The organism is Oceanicella actignis, from assembly GCF_900111545.1.
Lineage (GTDB): Bacteria > Pseudomonadota > Alphaproteobacteria > Rhodobacterales > Rhodobacteraceae > Oceanicella > Oceanicella actignis.
In genome coordinates this window covers 134,978-152,267 of the sequence record NZ_FOHL01000003.1, presented here as the reverse complement: position 1 = coordinate 152,267, position 17,290 = coordinate 134,978, and the positions used below count along the sequence as shown (strand labels likewise).

Below are 17,290 nucleotides of genomic sequence, written 5' to 3'. Positions count from 1 at the left end.
TGCGCGGGGGTCAGTCGTAGAAGGGCGTGGCCTGGGCGACGATCACGGCGTTCTCCTCGAGCGCGCGGCGCATCAGCGCGCGGTCCTCGTCGCCGATCACATGGCCCTCGGCCTCGCGCTCGTCGAGCGTGCCGTAGCCCTGCACCTCGAGCGGGGCGAGCCCCGCCTGGCGCAGCACGGCCACGGTCTCGCGCACGGCCTCGGCCTCGTCCACGCCGCTGGCGTAGCACATCAGCGCCGCGCCGGTCGAACCCTCGGGCAGGCCGTCGCCCTCGGCCCGGCCGACATCGACCAGCAGCGTGTAGACCTTTTGCTTGCCGCGCCGCGGGGCGCCCTGTTCCTGATCGGCCATCAGTCGCGCAGAAGCTCGTTGATCGAGGTCTTGGAGCGCGTGCGCGCGTCCACCCGCTTGACGATCACGGCGCAATACAGGTTGACCCCGCCCTTCGAGGGCGCCGTGCCCGCGACGACCACCGAATAGGGCGGCACCTCGCCGTAGAAGACCTCGCCGGTCTCGCGGTCGATGATCTTGGTCGACTGGCCCAGGAACACGCCCATGCCCAGCACCGAGCCCCGACGCACGATCACGCCCTCGACCACCTCCGAGCGCGCGCCGATGAAGCAGTCGTCCTCGATGATGGTCGGCGCGGCCTGCATGGGCTCGAGCACGCCGCCGATGCCCACGCCGCCCGACAGGTGCACGTTGCGCCCGATCTGCGCGCACGAGCCGACGGTGGCCCAGGTGTCGACCATGGTCCCCTCGCCCACATAGGCGCCCAGATTGACGAAGGAGGGCATCAGCACCGCCCCCGGCGCGATGTAGGCCGAGCGGCGCACCACGCAGTTGGGCACGGCGCGGAACCCGGCCGCGCGCCAGCGCGCCGCGTCCCAGCCCTCGAACTTCGAGGGCACCTTGTCCCACCAGCCGCTGGCGCCCGGCCCGCCGGGAATCACCTGCATGTCGTTCAGCCGGAAGGACAGCAGCACCGCCTTCTTGAGCCACTGATGCACGGTCCAGACCCCGTCCTCGCCGCGCGTGGCGACGCGCGCGCGGCCCGAGTCGAGCAGCTCGAGCGCGGCCTCGACGGCGTCGCGCGCCTCGCCCTTCGTGTCGGGGCCCAGCGCGTCGCGCTCCTCCCAGGCGGCTTCGATGGCGGCTTCGAGCGCGGCGTGTTCCATTCTCGTCCCTGCTTTTGCTGTTACGGTCGTTTCACCGCTTGGCTATAGAGACGTCGAGACGCGCGCGCAATCGCCGCGCCCACATGCCAAGGGATCATGCGATGAAGAAAGGCGAGGAGCGCCATTCGATCTTCCGTTCGGCAGAAGAGGACATCGACGCCGCCCGCCGCCAGCCGCTGACGCCGCAAAGCGCGTCGCCCTCGTATCGGCTGGCCTTTCAGGACCTCGACTTCCTCAAGCGCGACGAGCTGCGCCCGGTGCGCCTGCAGCTCGAGCTGCTGAAGATCGAGATGCTGCTGACCGAGGCGGGGGTCGAATCGACCGTGGTGCTGTTCGGCGGCGCGCGCATCCCCGCCCCCGAGCATCGCGATACGGCGCGCACCCCCATGCTGGCCGAGCTGACGCGCTATTACGACGAGGCGCGGCGCTTCGCGCGGCTGTGCACCGAGGCCTCGATCGCCGAGGGCGGGCGCCATCACGTGGTCGTCACCGGCGGCGGCCCGGGCGTGATGGAGGCCGGCAACCGCGGCGCGGCCGAGGCGGGCGGGCGCTCGATCGGCCTCGGCATCGTTCTGCCCTTCGAGAACGCGCCCAACGCCTACGTCACCCCCGAGCTGAGCTTCAACTTCCACTACTTCGCCATCCGCAAGATGCACTTCCTGATGCGGGCCGAGGCGATCGCGGTGTTTCCGGGCGGCTTCGGCACGCTGGACGAGCTGTTCGAGACGCTGACCCTGATCCAGACCCGCCGCATGGCGCCGGTGCCCGTCCTGCTGTTCGGCGAGGAATTCTGGCGCGGCATCGTCAACTGGCAGATGCTGGCCGAGGCGGGCACCATCTCGCCCGAGGATCTGGAGCTGTTCCACTTCGTCGACAGCGCCGAGCAGGCGTGGGAGCTGCTGCGCGATTCGAGCGTGCGCCGCCCCCTGCCCCCGCCCACGCGCTGAAGGGCCCGAAGGCGCCGCTTGCCGCCCCGCCGCGCGGGCGCTAGCTTGCTGGGCAACGGAGGACACCGCATGCAAGATGCCGCCCCCACGCTCATCGACCCGTTCATGCGCGCCATCACCTATCTGCGGGTGTCGGTGACGGATCGCTGCGATTTCCGCTGCGTCTACTGCATGTCCGAGAACATGACCTTCCTGCCCAAGAAGGACCTGCTCACCCTCGAGGAGCTGGACCGGCTGTGCTCGGTCTTCGTCGGGCTGGGGGTGCGCAAGCTGCGCGTGACGGGCGGCGAGCCGCTGGTGCGGCGCGACATCATGCGCTTCTTCGAGGCCATGAGCCGCCACCTCGAAAGCGGCGCGCTGGACGAGCTGACGCTGACCACCAACGGCTCGCAGCTGCGGCGCTTCGCCGGGCGGCTGCATGCGGCGGGGGTGCGGCGGGTGAACGTGTCGCTGGACACGCTCGACCCCGACCGCTTCGCGCGCATCACGCGCTGGGGCCGCTTCGCGCAGGTGATGGACGGCATCGACGCCGCCCAGGAAGCGGGGCTTCGGGTCAAGATCAACGCGGTGGCGCTGCGCGGCGTCAACGACGACGAGATCCACCGCATGGTCGAATGGTGCGGCGCGCGCGACATGGACCTGACCTTCATCGAGGTCATGCCCATGGGCGACATCGGCAACGAGGACCGCCTCGACCAGTATTATTCGCTCAAGGACCTCAGGCGCGATCTCGAAAGCCGCTGGACGCTGACCGATCTCGACCACCGCACGGGCGGCCCCGCACGCTATGTCCGCGTCGAGGAGACGGGCGGGATGGTGGGCTTCATCACGCCGCTCACCCACAATTTCTGCGAAAGCTGCAACCGCGTGCGCCTGACCTGCACCGGCCAGCTCTTCATGTGCCTGGGGCAGGACGACGACGCGGATCTGCGCGCGGTGCTGCGCGCCACCGACGACGACGAGGCCCTGCGCGAAGCGATCCGCGGCGCGATCGCGCGCAAGCCCAAGGGCCATGATTTCGACTATTCGCGCCAGCGCGTCGACGGAACCGTCTCGCGCCACATGAGCGTGACGGGCGGCTGAAGGCGCCGCCCGGGCCGCTTCATCCCCGCCGCCTCAGTCCAGAACGGGATCGGGCTCGTCGCGCATGGCGAAGTCCAGCCCGTGCGCGGCGCGGATCTTGTCCTCGATCTCGCGCGCGATGTCGGGGTTCTCCTTGAGGAAGTTCTTGGCGTTCTCGCGCCCCTGCCCGATGCGCTGATCGCCGTAGGAGAACCACGAGCCCGATTTCTCGACCACGCCGGCCTTGACGCCCAGGTCGATCAGCTCGCCGGTCTTCGAGATGCCCTCGCCATACATGATGTCGAACTCGACCTGCTTGAAGGGCGGCGCGACCTTGTTCTTGACCACCTTGACGCGGGTCTGGTTGCCCACCACCTCGTCGCGGTCCTTGATCGAGCCGATGCGCCGGATGTCGAGCCGCACCGAGGAATAGAACTTGAGCGCGTTGCCGCCGGTGGTCGTCTCGGGGCTGCCGAACATGACGCCGATCTTCATGCGGATCTGGTTGATGAAGATCACCATGCATTTCGACCGCGCGATCGAGCCGGTCAGCTTGCGCATCGCCTGGCTCATGAGCCGCGCCTGGACGCCGACCGAGCTGTCGCCCATGTCGCCCTCGAGCTCGGATTTCGGCGTCAGCGCGGCGACCGAGTCGACCACCACCACCGAAACCGCGCCCGAGCGCACCAGCGTGTCGGTGATCTCGAGCGCCTGCTCGCCAGCGTCGGGCTGCGAGATGAGCAGCTCGTCCACATCCACGCCCAGCTTGCGCGCATAGGTCGGGTCAAGCGCGTGCTCGGCGTCCACGAAGGCGCAGATGCCGCCCTGTTTCTGCTTCTCGGCGATGACATGCAGCGCCAGCGTCGTCTTGCCCGAGCTTTCGGGGCCGTAGATCTCGATGATGCGGCCCATCGGAAGCCCGCCGATGCCCAGCGCGATGTCGAGGCCCAGCGAGCCGGTCGACACCGCCTCGATATCCATCGCGGTCTGCTGCCCGAGCTTCATGATCGAGCCCTTGCCGAAGTTGCGCTCGATCTGCGCAAGGGCCGATTCCAGGGCCTTCTGCTTGTCCATGCCGCGAGTTCCGTTCAATTCCAGGATGCTTTGGCTCATCGCCGTCATTCCTTATTTCACAGCCGCGGCGACGGCGCAATCGCACGCCGTGTTCCGCGTTCGTTCCCGACATTAACCATCAAACGAAGCGGGAACAAGGCCGCGCCGGTTCGAATCGATTTGAACGGAATTTGGTTAAGATTTCCTTCCACGCCCCGGCGGCCCCGCCTTCGGGTTCATCCCGCGCCGCTTGCGCGGTGCTTTTCGCCCATGCGGCCCCTTCCCTTCGACGCGCGACGTGGTATTATGCCCATGAGCGCTGCGACAGACTCGCAGGCGCCGGGGTTCAAGCGAACCAGGTTCAGCGTAAGACATTTCATCGGCAGCGTTGCGCGCACGGCGGAGCCGGACGCATTGGCCGCGGGGTCGTCGTTTCGACCCGCTCGTTTTCTTGCGTTCAACCTGGCGGCGCATTCGTCGAAGCCGCATCGCGTTGAAGCATGGACCCAGGAGGTTTTCATGACCTGTGCACGAATTGGCGCGCTGGCGTTGTCCGCCGCGATCGCCGCAGCTGCGATGACCACGGGCGCCAGCGCGCTCACCGTCACGCAAAGCTGGTTCGGCGAGACCGAGGGCGGCAGTCCCGTCATCCCGACCAGCGGCCCGGCGCTGAGCGCCCATGACGCCTTCCTCGGCGCGCTCGAAAGCAGCGACGTCGCTGATTTCGAAGGCCTTGACGACGGCACGCAGCTGTCCACGACCAACGGCGCCGGCGCCGGCTGGACCACCTATGGCGGCGCGGCCTTCTCGGACAACGGGCTGGGCGGCCCCGCCCGGATCCGGACCGGCATCACGGCGAACGAACAATACTACTCGTCGCCCGAGAATTTCGTCCTCATCGGCTCGGGCGGGCAGATCACCATCGATCTCGGCCTGTCGGGCGCCAACGCCTTCGGCCTTTACGCCACGGATGTGGGCGATTTCGGCGATTCGCTGATGATCGAGGCGCTGTCCTTCGACGGCTCGCTCAACCCGATCTGGACCGAGCTGGGCAACCTCGCCACCACCTCGGCCGATCCGAAGTCGAACCTGCTTTTCGCCGGCTTCACGACCGACGAGAACTTCTTCGGCCTGCGCCTGACCGTCAGCAACGTTCGGGGCAACGACCAGTTCGGCCTCGACGACTTCATCCTCGGCTCGACGCCCGGCGCGGCCACGGTGCCGATCCCCGGCGCGGGGCTGCTGCTGCTGTCCGGGCTGGCGGGCCTGGCGGGGCTGGGGGCGCGGCGGCGGGCGGCCTGATCCGCCCCGCCTGAACGCCGCAAGCAAGATGACGGGCCGGAGCCGCCAGGCTCCGGCCCGCGTCATTCGCGCCGCCGGGCGCTCACTTGGTGCCGAACATCCGGTCGCCCGCATCGCCAAGGCCGGGCAGGATATAGCCCTTCTCGTTCAGCCTCTCGTCCAGGGCGGCGGTGATGATGGGCACGTCCGGGTGGGCCTCCTTCATGCGGGCCACGCCCTCGGGGGCGGCCAGAAGGCACAGGAAGCGAATGTCGCGCGCCCCCGCCTCCTTGAGCAGCGTCACCGCCGCGGCCGACGAGTTGCCCGTCGCCAGCATCGGGTCGAGCACGATCACCGGCCGGTCGGCAAGATCCTTGGGAACCTTGAAGTAATACTGCACGGGCTGGAGCGTCTCCTCGTCGCGATAGAGCCCCACGAACCCTACCCGCGCCGAGGGCACCAGCTCGAGCACGCCGTCCAGCAGCCCGTTGCCCGCGCGCAGGATCGAGACCAGCGCCACCTTCTTGCCCGCCAGGACGGGGGCTTCGGTCTCCTGCAGGGGCGTCTCGACGGTGGTCGTGGTCATGGGCAGGTCGCGCAGCGCCTCGTAGCCCAGCAGCAGGCTGATCTCGCGCAGCAGGCGGCGGAACTTGCCGGTCGAGGCGTCCTTGTCGCGCATGTAGGTCAGCTTGTGCTGCACCAGCGGGTGGTCGACGATGGTCAGATGCTTGGTCATGCCTGTGTCCTGCGGTTGGAAGAGGGCGCGTTCATGCCGCGGCGAGCCGCGCGCCAAGGCGCCGCTTGAGGTCGGGCGCGCAGAAGGCCGCGTCGAGCGCGGCGCGCGCCAGGGCGAGGTGGTCGTCGGGGCCGTAGCCGAAATGGCGCGAGAGCATCTCGTGCTCGCGCGTCATGTCGGTGTCGAAGAAGGGCGGGTCGTCGGTCGAGACCGTCACCCGCACCCCCGCACGGCGCAGCGCGTCGATCGGGTGCGCGGCCCAGTCCGGCACGACGCCCAGCGCCACGTTCGAGCCCGGGCAGACCGCCAGCGGCACGCCCTCGCGCGCAAGCCGCGCGACCAGGTCGGGGTCCTCGACGGCGCGCACCCCATGATCGACGCGGTCGAGGCCCAGCGCGTCCAGCGCGCGGCGCACGCTGTCGGCGCCGCCGAATTCGCCGGCATGGGCGGTCAGCTTCAGCCCCGCCTCGCGCGCCAGCGCGAAGGCGGGGGCGAAATCGGCCGGGTCGAACATGCGCTCGTCCCCCGCCATGCCGAAGCCGACGATGCGCGGATCCTCGGCCGCGACGGCAAGGCGGGCGGCGCGCATCGCCGCCTCGGGCCCCAGCCCGCGCACGCACAGGGGAATGAACCGCGCGACGATGCCGCAGGCCGCCTCGGCCGCGGCCGCGCCTTCGCAAATGGCGGCCAGATACTCGGCCCAGGCGACGGGATCGGCGCCCGCGTGATCGGGCGAGATGAAGATCTCGGCATAGATCACGCCATGCGCGGCGCATTCGCGCAGCACCGCCTCGGCCAGGTCGCGGTTGTCCTGCGGCGTGTCGAAGAGCGCCGCCACCGCGTCATAGGCGGCCAGGAAGCTGGAGAAGTCGGACCAGGCGTAGCGCCCCGTGCGCGGGTCGATCAGCGCATCGATCGAGCGGCCCTTGCGCGCGGCCAGGGTGCGCGCGAAGGCGGGCGGCGCCGCGCCCTCCATGTGCAGGTGCAGCTCGATCTTGGGAATGGCGCGCAGGTCGCTCATGCGCCCTCCTCGCGGCCCGGGGCGACGGCGAAGGGGCCAAGCGCGGTCTCGGGCGCGGCGCGCCAGGCGCCGCTCTCGGCCGGCGCCAGCATCGCGCGGCCATGCGGCCCCGCCGGCAGGCCAAGCCAGCGCGCCGCCGTCTCGGCCACATCCGCAAAGCGCCGCAGACCCGCCGAGCCGGGCCGCAGGCGCGCGCCGCGGCACAGAATGGGCACGCGCTCGCGCGTGTGGTCCGTGCCGCGCCAGGTGGGATCGTTGCCATGGTCGGCGGCGACGATCATCAGATCCTGGTCGCCCATGGCGGCGAACAGCTCGGGCAGGCGCGCGTCGAAGGCCTCGATGGCGCGGGCATAGCCGGACACGTCGCGGCGGTGGCCGTAAAGGCTGTCGAAATCGACGAAATTCGCGAAGATCAGATCCCCCGGCCCGGCGTCGCGCATGGCCTCGAGCGTGCGATCGCACAGCGCCATGTCGTCGGCCCCCTTGAGCACGGCGCCGATGCCGCGCCCGGCGAAGATGTCGGCGATCTTGCCCACGCCGAAGACCTGCCGCCCCGCCTCGAGCGCGCGGTCGCACAGGGTGGGTTCGGGCGGCGGGGTCGAGAAATCCTTGCGGTTGGCCGTGCGCCGAAAGCCCGTGGCCGGATCGCCCAGGAAGGGCCGCGCGATGACGCGCCCGACATTGAGCTCGTCGGCCAGCTCGCGCGCGATGCGGCAGAGCTCGTAAAGCCGCTCGAGCCCGAAGGCCTGCTCATGCGCCGCGATCTGGATCACGCTGTCGGCCGAGGTGTAGATGATGGGCTTGCCCGTGCGCAGGCTTTCGGCGCCCAGCTCGTCGAGTATCTCGGTGCCCGAGGCGTGCTTGTTCCCCAGCAGCCCCGGCAGGCCGGCGCGGCGGATCAGCGCGTCGGTCAGCCGCTCGGGCAGCGCGGGCACGGCGCGCGGGAAATAGTGCCAGTCGCGGCGCATCGGCGCGCCGGCCAGCTCCCAATGGCCGGTGATGGTGTCCTTGCCGGCCGAGAACTCCTGCCCCGCGCCGTAGACGCCCTGGAACGGCCCCGTGGCCTCGAGCCCCGGCGGCGTCGCGCCGCAGGCGATGCGGCAGGCTTCGCCAAGCCCCATCGCCGTCAGGTTGGGCGCACGCAGCGGACCCGAGCGGCCCTCCTCGGCGCGGCCCTCGGCGCAGGCCTGGGCGATGTGCGGGACGGTGGCGGCGCCCTCGTCGTCGCCGTCGCCGTTGCGAAACAGCGCCGCGTCCGGGGCGCCCCCGACGCCGACGCTGTCCATGACCAGGATGAGGACGCGGCCCGCGCTCATCGCGCCGCCTCCGGGCCCGCCACGTCCTCGGGGCCGATGCGGCCAAGAATGAGCGGGCGCTCGGGCGGCGCCTGGTCGCCGACCTGGTAGGCGGCGCGCAGGCGCGCGGCGGCGGCCTCGGCGGCGGCCTCGTCGGCGGCATGGATGCGCGCCAGCGGCCGGTCGGGCCCCACCGCCGCGCCCAGCGGCGCCAGCTGGTCAAGACCCACGGCCAGGTCGATGTCGTCCTCGGGGCGCCGGCGCCCGCCGCCCAGCTCGACCACCGCGTTGCCCACGGCGCGCAGGTCGATGGCGCGCACGATCCCCTCGCGCGCGGGCGGCGCGTCGCGCACCACCGGCGCGGCGGGCAGGTATTCCATGAAGCGCTCGACGAAATCGACCGGCCCGCCCAGCGCCGCGCACATCATGCCGAAGCGCTCGGCCGCGGCGCCCGACTCGAAGCTGCGGGCGATGCGCGCGCGCCCGTCCTCGGCGCTGGGCGCGACGCCGGTCAGCGCCAGCAGCTCGCCGCCCAGCGCGACGGTCACGTCCCACAGATGGGGGTCGATCTCGGCGCCGACGAGAAATCGCATCGCGTTCGCCACCTCGAGCGCATTGCCCGCCGCCGAGGCCAGGGGCTCGTTCATGTCGGTCAGCAGCGCCGCCGTGCGGCAGCCCGCGCCGTTGGCGACCGCGACCAGGCTTTGCGCCAGGGCGCGGGCCTCGTCCTCGGTCTGCATGAAGGCGCCCGTGCCGGTCTTGACGTCGAGAACCAGCGCGTCCAGCCCGGCGGCCAGCTTCTTGGACAGGATAGAGGCGGTGATCAGGTCGATCGACTCGACCGTGCCGGTCACGTCGCGGATGGCGTAAAGGCGCCGGTCGGCGGGGGCGATGTCGTCGGTCTGGCCGATGATCGCGCAGCCGGCGCGCGCCACCACGGCCTGCAGCGTGGCGACGTCGGGGCGCACGTCATAGCCCGGAATGGCCGACAGCTTGTCCAGCGTGCCGCCCGTGTGCCCCAGACCGCGGCCCGAGATCATGGGCACATAGACCCCGCACGCCGCCAGCGCCGGCGCCAGCATGAGCGAGACGTTGTCGCCCACCCCGCCGGTCGAATGCTTGTCGGCCACCGGGCCGGGCAGATCCCAGCGCAGCGTGCGCCCCGAGTCGCGCATGGCCAGCGTCAGCGCCACGCGCTCGTCCACGCTCAGGCCCTGGAAGCAGATGGCCATGGCCAGCGCCGCGGCCTGCCCCTCGGTGACCTCGCCCGTGGTCAGCCCACGGACGAAGAAGCCGATCTCGTCGGGGCTCAGCGCCTGGCCGCGGCGCTTCTTGACGATGATCTCCTGCGGCAGCATGGCGGGTCTCCTGTTGCGGGGCGGTCAGTAGCCCTGGGCCGAGGCGGGCGCGTCGCGCCCGTCCAGAACGGCCAGCAGCGCATCGAGCAGCCCCGAGGCGCCGATGCGGAAATGCGTCGGGTCGGCCCACCCCGCCCCCATCAGGCGGTCGGCCAGCTCCAGATAGGCGGCGGCCTCGGCGGCCGTGCGCACGCCGCCCGCGGCCTTGAAGCCCACCCCCGGATCGCGCGCGGCGATGACTTCGAGCATGATCTGCGCCGCGCCCAGCGTCGCATTCACCGGCGCCTTGCCGGTCGAGGTCTTGAGGAACCGCGCGCCGCCCTCGATGGCTAGCTCGGCGGCCTGGCGGATCGCGTCGGCATCCTGCAGCACGCCCGTCTCGAGAATCGCCTTGACCGGCGCGCCGCCGGCCGCCCGCACCACGCGCTCGACCGCGGCGGGCACGGCCTGGGGGCGGCCCTCGAGCAGCTGGCGGTAGGGGATCACCATGTCGATCTCGTCCGCGCCGTCGGCGATGGCGCGCTCGGTCAGGGCGACGTAGTCCTCGGGGGCGTCCTCGCCGCCGGGAAAGTTCACCACCGTCGCGATCCTGACGTCCGGCGCCAGCAGCGGGCGCGCGGCGGCGACGAAGCGCGGCCAGATGCAGATCGCCGCGACCGCGCCATGGGGCGTGACCGCGCGGCCGCACAGCGCCTCGACCCTGGCCAGGTCGCAGTCGTCGGACAGGTCGGTCAGGTCAAGACAGGCCAGCGCGCGAGCGGCTGCGGCGCGAAGATCGGTCATGCGAAGCTCTCCACGAAATGACGCACCAGGGCGCGGAAACGGGTCTGGGCGCGGGCGGCCTCGGTCTTGGTCTCGTCATGGCTCAGCGCCTGGCCGGTCATGCCCGCCGCGAAGTTGGTGATGACCGAGACCGCCGCCACGCGCAAGCCGAAGCGCCGCGCAAGGATCGTTTCCGGCACGGTCGACATGCCCACCGCATCGGCGCCCAGCACGCGGATGGCCTCGATCTCGGCCGGGGTCTCGAAGCTGGGGCCCGAGAACCAGGCGTAGACGCCCTCGAACAGCCCCGCGCCGGCCTCGTGCAGACGCGCGCGCAGCTCGGGGTCGTAGGCGTCCACCATGTTGACGAAGCGCGCGTCGCCCTCTTCGCCGATCAGGGGGTTGAGGCCCGAGAAGTTGATGTGATCGCGGATGATCATGAGCGATCCGGGCGGCATGTCGGCCCGGGTCGAACCGGCCGAGTTGGTCAGCAGAACCGCCTCGGCGCCCAGCGCGCGCAGCGTCTCGATGGGCGTGCGCATGGCCGCCGGATCGCCGCGTTCATAGTAGTGCGCGCGCCCCGACAGCAGCGCCGCGCGCACCCCGCGCAGCCGCCCCACCGACAGCGCGCCGGCATGGCCCGAAACGCCCGAGGCCGGAAAGCCCGGCAGCTCGGAGAAGGCGAAGACGGCGGCGTCCTCGACCTCTTCGGCCAGGGCCCCCAGCCCCGAGCCCAGCACCAGCCCCAGGCGCACGGGCTCGTCGCCGGCGGCTTCGCGGATGATCTGCGCGGCTTGGGTCATCCTTCCTCCAGTCTGAATGCGGCGGGCAGCAGCTCGGCCATGGTCCAGCTGGCGCGCGGCCCGCCAAGATCGCCCGCATGGACCAGCGTCGAGGGGCCGGCGAACTCGGCCAGCCGCTGGCGGCAGCCGCCGCAGGGCGTGATCGGCGGGTCGAGATCGGCCACGACGCAGACCTCGAGGATCTCGCGCTCGCCGGCCATGATCATCTGCGCGATGGCGCTGGTCTCGGCGCACCAGCCCTCGGGATAGGACTGGTTCTCGACATTCGCGCCGACATGGATCGCGCCCGAGGCCGAGCGGATCGCGCAGCCCACCGCGAAGTTCGAGTGCGGCGCATAGGCGCGCGCGCGCGCGGCCAGCGCGGCGGCGTAAAGCTCCTCTTCCGGGGCCATCAGCGCGCCTCCCCGGCAGGAGGCGGCGCGGCGGTTGCTCGGGTCATGACCTCAGCGCTCCTTCACATAGGGCACGCCGCCCGCGCGCGGCGGCCGCGCGGCGCCGATGAAGCCGGCCAGCAGCACCACCGTCAGCAGATAGGGCAGCGCCTGGATCAGCTCGACCGGCGCCGAGCCGATGACCGGCAGCGACACGCCCTGAAGGCGGATCGCGGCGGCGTCGAGAAAGCCGAAAAGAAGACAGGCGAACATGGCCGGAATCGGGCGCCATTTGGCGAAGATCAGCGCCGCCAGGGCGATGAAGCCCTTGCCCGCCGACATGTCCTTGATGAAGCCCGCCGACTGCGCCGTGCTCAGATACGCGCCCGCCGCGCCGCACAGCGCGCCGCAGCACGCCACCGCCAGATAGCGCATCCGCGCCACCGAGATGCCCGCCGTGTCCACCGCGGCGGGGTTCTCGCCCACCGCGCGCAGGCGCAGGCCGAAGCGCGTGCGCCCCAGCGTCCACCAGGTGATCGGCGCCATGGCGAAGGCCAGGTAGACCAGGATCGAGTGCCCCGAGATCAGCTCGGACCAGATCCCGCCCAGCACCGGCACGTCGGCCAGCGTCTGCGCCAGCGGCAGCGACAGCTCGCCGAAGCGCTGCTCGGGGCCGAGGGCCGGCGTGCGCCCGCCCTGGCTGAACCAGGCCTGCCCCAGAAGCGCCGTCAGCCCGGCGGCCAGAAAGTTGATCGCCACGCCCGACACGATCTGATTGCCGCGGAAGGTGATGCAGCCCAGCCCGTGCAGCAGCGCCAGCGCGATGCTGACCCCGACCGCCGCCGCCAGCCCGATCCAGGGCGAGCCGAACACGGCCGCGGCCGCCGCGGCGGCGAAGGCGCCGGCCAGCAGCTTGCCCTCGAGACCGATGTCGATGACCCCCGCGCGCTCGGAATACAGACCCGCCAGGCACACCAGCAGCAGCGGCGTCGAAAGCCGCACGGTGGAATCGAGGATCAGGATCGCGGCGTCGAACATCACCCCTCCTCGCGCCGCAGGAACGGCGCCAGCAACCGCGCGACCAGCGGGCGGAACATGAACTCGAGCCCGCCGGCGAACAGCACCACCAGGCCCTGGATGACCACAACCATGTCGCGGGTGATCTGCGGCATCTCGAAGGCCAGCTCGGCGCCGCCCTGATAAAGCGCCCCGAACAGAACCGCCGCCAGCAGCACCCCCAGCGGATGCGCCCGCCCCATCAGCGCCACGGCGATGCCCACGAAGCCCGCCCCGCCGGCAAGGTCGAGAAAGATGCGGTTCTGGTCGCCCATCACCGGGTTCAGCGCCATCAGCCCCGCCAGCCCGCCCGAGATCAGCATGGTGATCACCGTCACCCGCACCGGGTCGATCCCGGCATAGAGCGCCGCCGTGGGATTGGCGCCGAAGGTGCGGATCTCGTAGCCCAGCCGCGTGCGCCAGATCAGCGCCCAGACGAAGACGCAGGCCGCCAGCGCCAGAAGGAAGCTGACGTTGAGCGGCGCGCCCCCCTGCTCGTAGCCCAGCGCCGACATCAGCCAGTCCAGCCTAGGCAGACGGCCCGCCTGCTCGAAGGTGCGCGACTCGGGCGCCATCGCGCCCTCGACCTTGAGCACGTTGACCAGCAGATAGACCATCAGCGTGGCGGCCAGGAAGTTGAACATGATCGTGGTGATGACGATATGGCTGCCGCGCCGCGCCTGGAACCAGGCCGGCAGAAAGGCCCAGGCCGCGCCGAAGGCCGCCCCCGCCAGCGCCGCGACCGGCGCGATCAGCCACCATGGCAGCCAGCGGTCCAGCGCCAGGCACGCCAGCCCGACGCCCAGCCCGCCGACATAGGCCTGCCCCTCGCCGCCGATGTTGAACAGCCCGGCATGAAAGGCCACCGCCACCGCCAGCCCGGTGAAGATGAAATTCGTGGCGTAGAACAGCGTGAAGCCCACGCCCTCGCCATATCCGAAGGCGCCCTGCACGATCAGCCGCACGGCCTCGAGCGGGCTTTGCCCGATCAGCGCCACCACCAGCCCCGCCACCAGAAGCGCGGCCGCCAGGTTCAGGAGCGGGATCAGGCCAAGATCGACCCAGCGGGGAAGTTGGGCGTTCATGCGCGGCCCTCCGTCTGCGCTTCCTCATGCTGCCTCAACGTCGCGCCCGAGCCCTTGAGGCGCCAGGCGATGCGCCCGTTGGCTTTGTGCCCATGGATGACGGACGCCGCCGCGCTGGGGCTCGAGAAGGCGAAATCCTGCGCGAAACGCAACGCCCGCCCATCCCGGTCGGGGGCGAGCACCCCCTCGGCCGCAAGCTGCGCGCGCAAGGCGGCATAGCCCGCCGCGCCAGAGCGGCCGCCGCCGCGGGGCGTCGGGGCGGCGGTCGATCCGGCGCGCACGACGAAGGCGTCGTCGGTCATGACCGCCTCGGCCCGCAAGCCCTTCCTCGGGCGTCTCGGATCCAGCCCGCGCGCGCCCGTCATCGCCGCCCCCCGAGCCGGCCGCCGGGCGCTCATGCCGCCCTCCCGGCGCCGACGCCCGACATCAGCAGGCCCAGCTCGCGCTCGTCGGCGGCGGCGTCGCGTTCGCCCATCAGGCGGCCGTCGAACATGACCAGGATGCGGTCCGACAGGGCGCGGATCTCGTCCAGCTCGACCGAAACCAGCAGGATCGCCTTGCCCGCGTCGCGCAGTTCGATGAGGCGGCGGTGGATGGCCTCGATCGCGCCCACATCCACGCCGCGCGTGGGCTGGCCCACGATCAGCACCTCGGGGTCGCGCTCGATCTCGCGCGCCAGCACGATCTTCTGCTGGTTCCCGCCCGAGAAATTGGCGGTCTTGAGATGCGGATCGGGCGGGCGCACGTCGAAGGCGGCCATCAGCTCGCGGCAGGCCTCGAGCACCCGGCCCTGATCCAGAAACGGACCGTTTCCGTAGCGCGGCGCGCGGTGATAGCCCAGGATCGCGTTCTCGCGCGCGGGAAAGCGCGTGACCAGCCCCATGCGGTGCCGGTCCTCGGGCACATGCGCCAGCCCCATGCGCCGCGCCAGCGCCGGGTCGGGGCGGGCCAGCGGCGCGCCGCAGATCTCGATGCGCCCCGCGCTCAGCGGCCGGATGCCCGCGATCGCCTCGAGCAGCTCGGACTGGCCGTTGCCCGCCACGCCGGCGATGCCGACGATCTCGCCCGCGCGCACCTCGAGCGAGACGCCGCGCAGCCGCTCGACGCCCTGCGCGTCATGGGCGCGCGCATCCGCGACGCGCAGGCGCACCTCGCCCGGGCGCGCGGGGCCCTTGTCCACGCGCAAGAGGACGCGCCGCCCGACCATCAGCTCGGCCAGCTCCTCGACCGAGGTGTCGGCGGTCGCGCGCGTGGCGACCATGCGCCCCGCGCGCATGACCGACACCGCGTCGGTGGCGGCCATGATCTCGCGCAGCTTGTGGGTGATGAGCAGCACCGTCTTGCCCTGCGCGCGCAGCTGGTCGAGGATGCGGAACAGCTGATCGGCCTCGTCGGGGGTCAGCACGCCGGTCGGCTCGTCCAGGATCAGGATCTCGGCGCCGCGATACAGCGCCTTGAGGATCTCGACCCGCTGCTGCTGGCCGACGGGCAGATCGCCCACCACCGCGTCGGGATCGACCTCGAGCCCGTATTCGCGCGCCAGGCGCGCAAGCTCGGCGCGCGCGCGCGCCGCGCCGCCGCGCAGAAGCCGCCCGCCCTCGGCGCCCAGCATGACGTTCTCGAGCACGGTGAAGGGTTCGACCAGCATGAAGTGCTGGTGCACCATGCCGATGCCCAGCGCGATGGCGGCCTGGCTGTCGGGAATGCGCACGCGGCGCCCGTTCACGCGGATCTCGCCGCGATCGGCCTGGTAGAAGCCGTAGAGGATCGACATCAGGGTCGACTTGCCGGCGCCGTTCTCGCCGACGATGCCGTGGATCGTGCCCTTCTCGACCCGCAGGTTGATGTCGCGGTTGGCGTGGACGGGGCCGAAGCTCTTGTCCACGCCGACAAGTTCGATGGCAGGCGCCGTCATGCGATGCTCCTCCCGCCGACGCCGGCACGGCGCCGCTCGAATTGACGGTAGCCCTCCGGGCGGCGCGGGGAAAGCCCGCAGGCGCCGCGGTCCCGAGGCGAAGGCGATTCGAATGAACGAGGGGCCGAATAGCGCCTTGCGCGCCCGGCGCCAATGCGCGACGCAAGGGAAACGCCGCATGCGCGAAGGGCGGCGCGGCCGGTCGGCGCGCCGCCCGGAGCCCTCAGTAGGGGCAGGCGTTGTCGGACATGTAGTCGTGCACGACGATCTCGCCGGCGATGATCTTGGCGGCGGCCTCGTCGGCGGCGGCCTTCATCTCGGGCGTGATCAGGTCCTTGTTGTTCTCGTCCAGCGCATAGCCGACGCCGCCCTCGGCCAGGCCCAGAACCTCGAAGCCCGTGGTCCACTTGCCGTCCTGCACGTCCTTGAAGGCGTCGTAGACGGCCACGTCCACGCGCTTGAGCATCGAGGTCAGCACATGCCCCGGCGCGATGCCGTTCTGGTTGCTGTCCACGCCGATGGCCAGCTTGCCCGCATCGGCGGCGGCCTGGATCACGCCCAGCCCGGTGCCGCCGGCGGCGTGGTAGATGACGTCGGCGCCCTGGGCCATCTGCGCCTTGGCCAGCTCGCCGCCGCGCACCGGATCGTTCCACGCCGCGCCGGTGGTGCCGGTCATGTTCTCGAACACCACCGCGTCCGGATTGGCCGCCTTGACGCCGCCGCGATAGCCGCAGGCGAACTTGCGGATCAGCGGAATGTCCATGCCGCCGACGAAGCCGACCTTGCCGGTCTTGGAGGCCATGGCCGCCAGGATGCCGACCAGATACGAGCCCTCATGCTCCTTGAACAGGATCGAGCGCACGTTGGGCAGGTCCACCACCATGTCCACGATGGCGAAATTGGCGTCGGGGAACTCCTTGGCCACCTTCTCGACCGCGGCGGCCTGGCTGAAGCCGATGGCCACGATCGGATTGTAGCCGCTGCGCGCGAAGCGACGCAGCGCCTGCTCGCGCTGGGCGTCGTTCTGGATCTCGAAATCGCGGTAGGCGACGCCGGTCTCCTTTCGGAAACGCTCGGCGCCCGAATAGGCGGCCTCGTTGAACGACTTGTCGAACTTGCCGCCCAGATCATAGACCACGGCGGGCTTGAGTTCTGCGGCCTGCGCGGCCATGGCGGCCAGCGCGGCGGTCGCGGCCAGCAGCGTGCGTCGAAGCATGTGGATCATCCTTTCCCTGTCGGTTCGCGCGCCGCGCGGGCGAAGCCTGCGCTTTGCGGTCGGCGCGGCGGCGTCGTTGCGTCGCGGGGCGGAAGGGTGCGGGCAAACGCGGCGCTTGGCAAGAGGCGACGCCACGTCCGCCGGGCGCGT

At 71.2% G+C, this 17,290-nt stretch carries 18 protein-coding genes; 3 read left to right on the top strand and 15 right to left on the bottom strand.

Annotated elements, in window-relative coordinates; translation table 11 throughout:
* Positions 1-10: 10 nt before the first annotated feature.
* Positions 11-352: a hypothetical protein gene (locus BMW67_RS05985; protein WP_072746421.1), complete on the bottom strand. Its 342-nt coding sequence runs from the start codon at positions 350-352 to the stop codon at positions 11-13.
* Positions 352-1,179 (bottom strand): 2,3,4,5-tetrahydropyridine-2,6-dicarboxylate N-succinyltransferase, encoded by an 828-nt coding sequence (dapD, locus tag BMW67_RS05980; protein WP_072746422.1) that lies wholly within the window; start codon positions 1,177-1,179, stop codon positions 352-354. Before dapD ends, BMW67_RS05985 begins: the two co-directional genes overlap by 1 nt.
* A gap of 101 nt (positions 1,180-1,280) precedes the next feature.
* Between dapD and BMW67_RS05975 the strand changes: the two genes are divergently transcribed.
* Positions 1,281-2,126: an LOG family protein gene (locus tag BMW67_RS05975; RefSeq protein ID WP_072746423.1), complete on the top strand. Its 846-nt coding sequence runs from the start codon at positions 1,281-1,283 to the stop codon at positions 2,124-2,126.
* 69 nt (positions 2,127-2,195) lie between these two features.
* Positions 2,196-3,209 (top strand): GTP 3',8-cyclase MoaA, encoded by a 1,014-nt coding sequence (gene moaA / locus BMW67_RS05970; RefSeq protein ID WP_072746424.1) that lies wholly within the window; start codon positions 2,196-2,198, stop codon positions 3,207-3,209.
* Positions 3,210-3,242: 33 nt separating this feature from the next.
* Here the strand turns inward: moaA and recA are convergent, their stop codons facing one another.
* A complete protein-coding gene (gene recA / locus BMW67_RS05965; protein WP_072746425.1) occupies positions 3,243-4,301 on the bottom strand; it encodes a recombinase RecA in 1,059 nt (352 codons plus the stop codon).
* Positions 4,302-4,760: 459 nt separating this feature from the next.
* Here recA and BMW67_RS05960 point away from each other — a divergent pair, with 459 nt between their 5' ends.
* A complete protein-coding gene (locus BMW67_RS05960) occupies positions 4,761-5,543 on the top strand; it encodes a hypothetical protein (protein ID WP_125458984.1) in 783 nt (260 codons plus the stop codon).
* A gap of 82 nt (positions 5,544-5,625) precedes the next feature.
* Here BMW67_RS05960 and upp read toward each other — a convergent pair whose 3' ends face one another.
* The 12 genes from upp to BMW67_RS05900 all read right to left on the bottom strand — a co-directional run bounded on the left by upp (position 5,626) and on the right by BMW67_RS05900 (position 17,140).
* Positions 5,626-6,258 (bottom strand): uracil phosphoribosyltransferase, encoded by a 633-nt coding sequence (gene upp, locus BMW67_RS05955; protein WP_072746427.1) that lies wholly within the window; start codon positions 6,256-6,258, stop codon positions 5,626-5,628.
* 31 nt (positions 6,259-6,289) lie between these two features.
* Positions 6,290-7,279: an adenosine deaminase gene (gene add, locus BMW67_RS05950; RefSeq protein WP_072746428.1), complete on the bottom strand. Its 990-nt coding sequence runs from the start codon at positions 7,277-7,279 to the stop codon at positions 6,290-6,292.
* Complete coding sequence (locus tag BMW67_RS05945; protein WP_072746429.1) at positions 7,276-8,595, bottom strand: phosphopentomutase; 1,320 nt, start codon at positions 8,593-8,595, stop codon at positions 7,276-7,278. Before BMW67_RS05945 ends, add begins: the two co-directional genes overlap by 4 nt.
* A complete protein-coding gene (gene deoA / locus BMW67_RS05940; RefSeq protein WP_072746430.1) occupies positions 8,592-9,932 on the bottom strand; it encodes a thymidine phosphorylase in 1,341 nt (446 codons plus the stop codon). The genes BMW67_RS05945 and deoA overlap by 4 nt, the downstream gene beginning before the upstream one ends.
* Before the next feature lie 24 nt (positions 9,933-9,956).
* Positions 9,957-10,715 (bottom strand): deoxyribose-phosphate aldolase, encoded by a 759-nt coding sequence (gene deoC / locus BMW67_RS05935; RefSeq protein WP_072746431.1) that lies wholly within the window; start codon positions 10,713-10,715, stop codon positions 9,957-9,959.
* Positions 10,712-11,497: a purine-nucleoside phosphorylase gene (locus BMW67_RS05930; protein WP_072746432.1), complete on the bottom strand. Its 786-nt coding sequence runs from the start codon at positions 11,495-11,497 to the stop codon at positions 10,712-10,714. Before BMW67_RS05930 ends, deoC begins: the two co-directional genes overlap by 4 nt.
* Positions 11,494-11,889 carry a cytidine deaminase gene (locus BMW67_RS05925; protein WP_072746433.1) on the bottom strand — a complete coding sequence of 132 codons (396 nt, stop codon included), beginning with the start codon at positions 11,887-11,889 and terminating at the stop codon, positions 11,494-11,496. The genes BMW67_RS05930 and BMW67_RS05925 overlap by 4 nt, the downstream gene beginning before the upstream one ends.
* A gap of 51 nt (positions 11,890-11,940) precedes the next feature.
* The gene (locus tag BMW67_RS05920) at positions 11,941-12,906 is read right to left on the bottom strand and encodes an ABC transporter permease (RefSeq protein WP_072746434.1); all 966 of its coding nucleotides are present in this window, start codon (positions 12,904-12,906) and stop codon (positions 11,941-11,943) included.
* Positions 12,906-14,009, bottom strand: coding sequence for an ABC transporter permease (locus BMW67_RS05915; RefSeq protein WP_072746435.1), 1,104 nt, complete (start codon positions 14,007-14,009; stop codon positions 12,906-12,908). Before BMW67_RS05915 ends, BMW67_RS05920 begins: the two co-directional genes overlap by 1 nt.
* The gene (locus BMW67_RS05910) at positions 14,006-14,311 is read right to left on the bottom strand and encodes a DUF4357 domain-containing protein (protein WP_218139757.1); all 306 of its coding nucleotides are present in this window, start codon (positions 14,309-14,311) and stop codon (positions 14,006-14,008) included. Before BMW67_RS05910 ends, BMW67_RS05915 begins: the two co-directional genes overlap by 4 nt.
* A 92-nt stretch (positions 14,312-14,403) precedes the next feature.
* Positions 14,404-15,924 carry an ABC transporter ATP-binding protein gene (locus tag BMW67_RS05905; protein WP_072746437.1) on the bottom strand — a complete coding sequence of 507 codons (1,521 nt, stop codon included), beginning with the start codon at positions 15,922-15,924 and terminating at the stop codon, positions 14,404-14,406.
* Positions 15,925-16,147: 223 nt separating this feature from the next.
* Positions 16,148-17,140: a BMP family lipoprotein gene (locus BMW67_RS05900; RefSeq protein WP_072746438.1), complete on the bottom strand. Its 993-nt coding sequence runs from the start codon at positions 17,138-17,140 to the stop codon at positions 16,148-16,150.
* Positions 17,141-17,290: the final 150 nt, after the last annotated feature.

What these genes read in the sequence shown, in the direction of transcription:
- BMW67_RS05985 (WP_072746421.1), bottom strand. Translation starts at nt 352, where the DNA reads ATGGCCGATCAGGAACAGGGCGCCCCGCGGCGCGGCAAGCAAAAGGTC.
- dapD (WP_072746422.1), bottom strand. Translation starts at nt 1,179, where the DNA reads ATGGAACACGCCGCGCTCGAAGCCGCCATCGAAGCCGCCTGGGAGGAG.
- BMW67_RS05975 (WP_072746423.1), top strand. Translation starts at nt 1,281, where the DNA reads ATGAAGAAAGGCGAGGAGCGCCATTCGATCTTCCGTTCGGCAGAAGAG.
- moaA (WP_072746424.1), top strand. Translation starts at nt 2,196, where the DNA reads ATGCAAGATGCCGCCCCCACGCTCATCGACCCGTTCATGCGCGCCATC.
- recA (WP_072746425.1), bottom strand. Translation starts at nt 4,301, where the DNA reads ATGAGCCAAAGCATCCTGGAATTGAACGGAACTCGCGGCATGGACAAG.
- BMW67_RS05960 (WP_125458984.1), top strand. Translation starts at nt 4,761, where the DNA reads ATGACCTGTGCACGAATTGGCGCGCTGGCGTTGTCCGCCGCGATCGCC.
- upp (WP_072746427.1), bottom strand. Translation starts at nt 6,258, where the DNA reads ATGACCAAGCATCTGACCATCGTCGACCACCCGCTGGTGCAGCACAAG.
- add (WP_072746428.1), bottom strand. Translation starts at nt 7,279, where the DNA reads ATGAGCGACCTGCGCGCCATTCCCAAGATCGAGCTGCACCTGCACATG.
- BMW67_RS05945 (WP_072746429.1), bottom strand. Translation starts at nt 8,595, where the DNA reads ATGAGCGCGGGCCGCGTCCTCATCCTGGTCATGGACAGCGTCGGCGTC.
- deoA (WP_072746430.1), bottom strand. Translation starts at nt 9,932, where the DNA reads ATGCTGCCGCAGGAGATCATCGTCAAGAAGCGCCGCGGCCAGGCGCTG.
- deoC (WP_072746431.1), bottom strand. Translation starts at nt 10,715, where the DNA reads ATGACCGATCTTCGCGCCGCAGCCGCTCGCGCGCTGGCCTGTCTTGAC.
- BMW67_RS05930 (WP_072746432.1), bottom strand. Translation starts at nt 11,497, where the DNA reads ATGACCCAAGCCGCGCAGATCATCCGCGAAGCCGCCGGCGACGAGCCC.
- BMW67_RS05925 (WP_072746433.1), bottom strand. Translation starts at nt 11,889, where the DNA reads ATGGCCCCGGAAGAGGAGCTTTACGCCGCCGCGCTGGCCGCGCGCGCG.
- BMW67_RS05920 (WP_072746434.1), bottom strand. Translation starts at nt 12,906, where the DNA reads ATGTTCGACGCCGCGATCCTGATCCTCGATTCCACCGTGCGGCTTTCG.
- BMW67_RS05915 (WP_072746435.1), bottom strand. Translation starts at nt 14,009, where the DNA reads ATGAACGCCCAACTTCCCCGCTGGGTCGATCTTGGCCTGATCCCGCTC.
- BMW67_RS05910 (WP_218139757.1), bottom strand. Translation starts at nt 14,311, where the DNA reads ATGACCGACGACGCCTTCGTCGTGCGCGCCGGATCGACCGCCGCCCCG.
- BMW67_RS05905 (WP_072746437.1), bottom strand. Translation starts at nt 15,924, where the DNA reads ATGACGGCGCCTGCCATCGAACTTGTCGGCGTGGACAAGAGCTTCGGC.
- BMW67_RS05900 (WP_072746438.1), bottom strand. Translation starts at nt 17,140, where the DNA reads ATGCTTCGACGCACGCTGCTGGCCGCGACCGCCGCGCTGGCCGCCATG.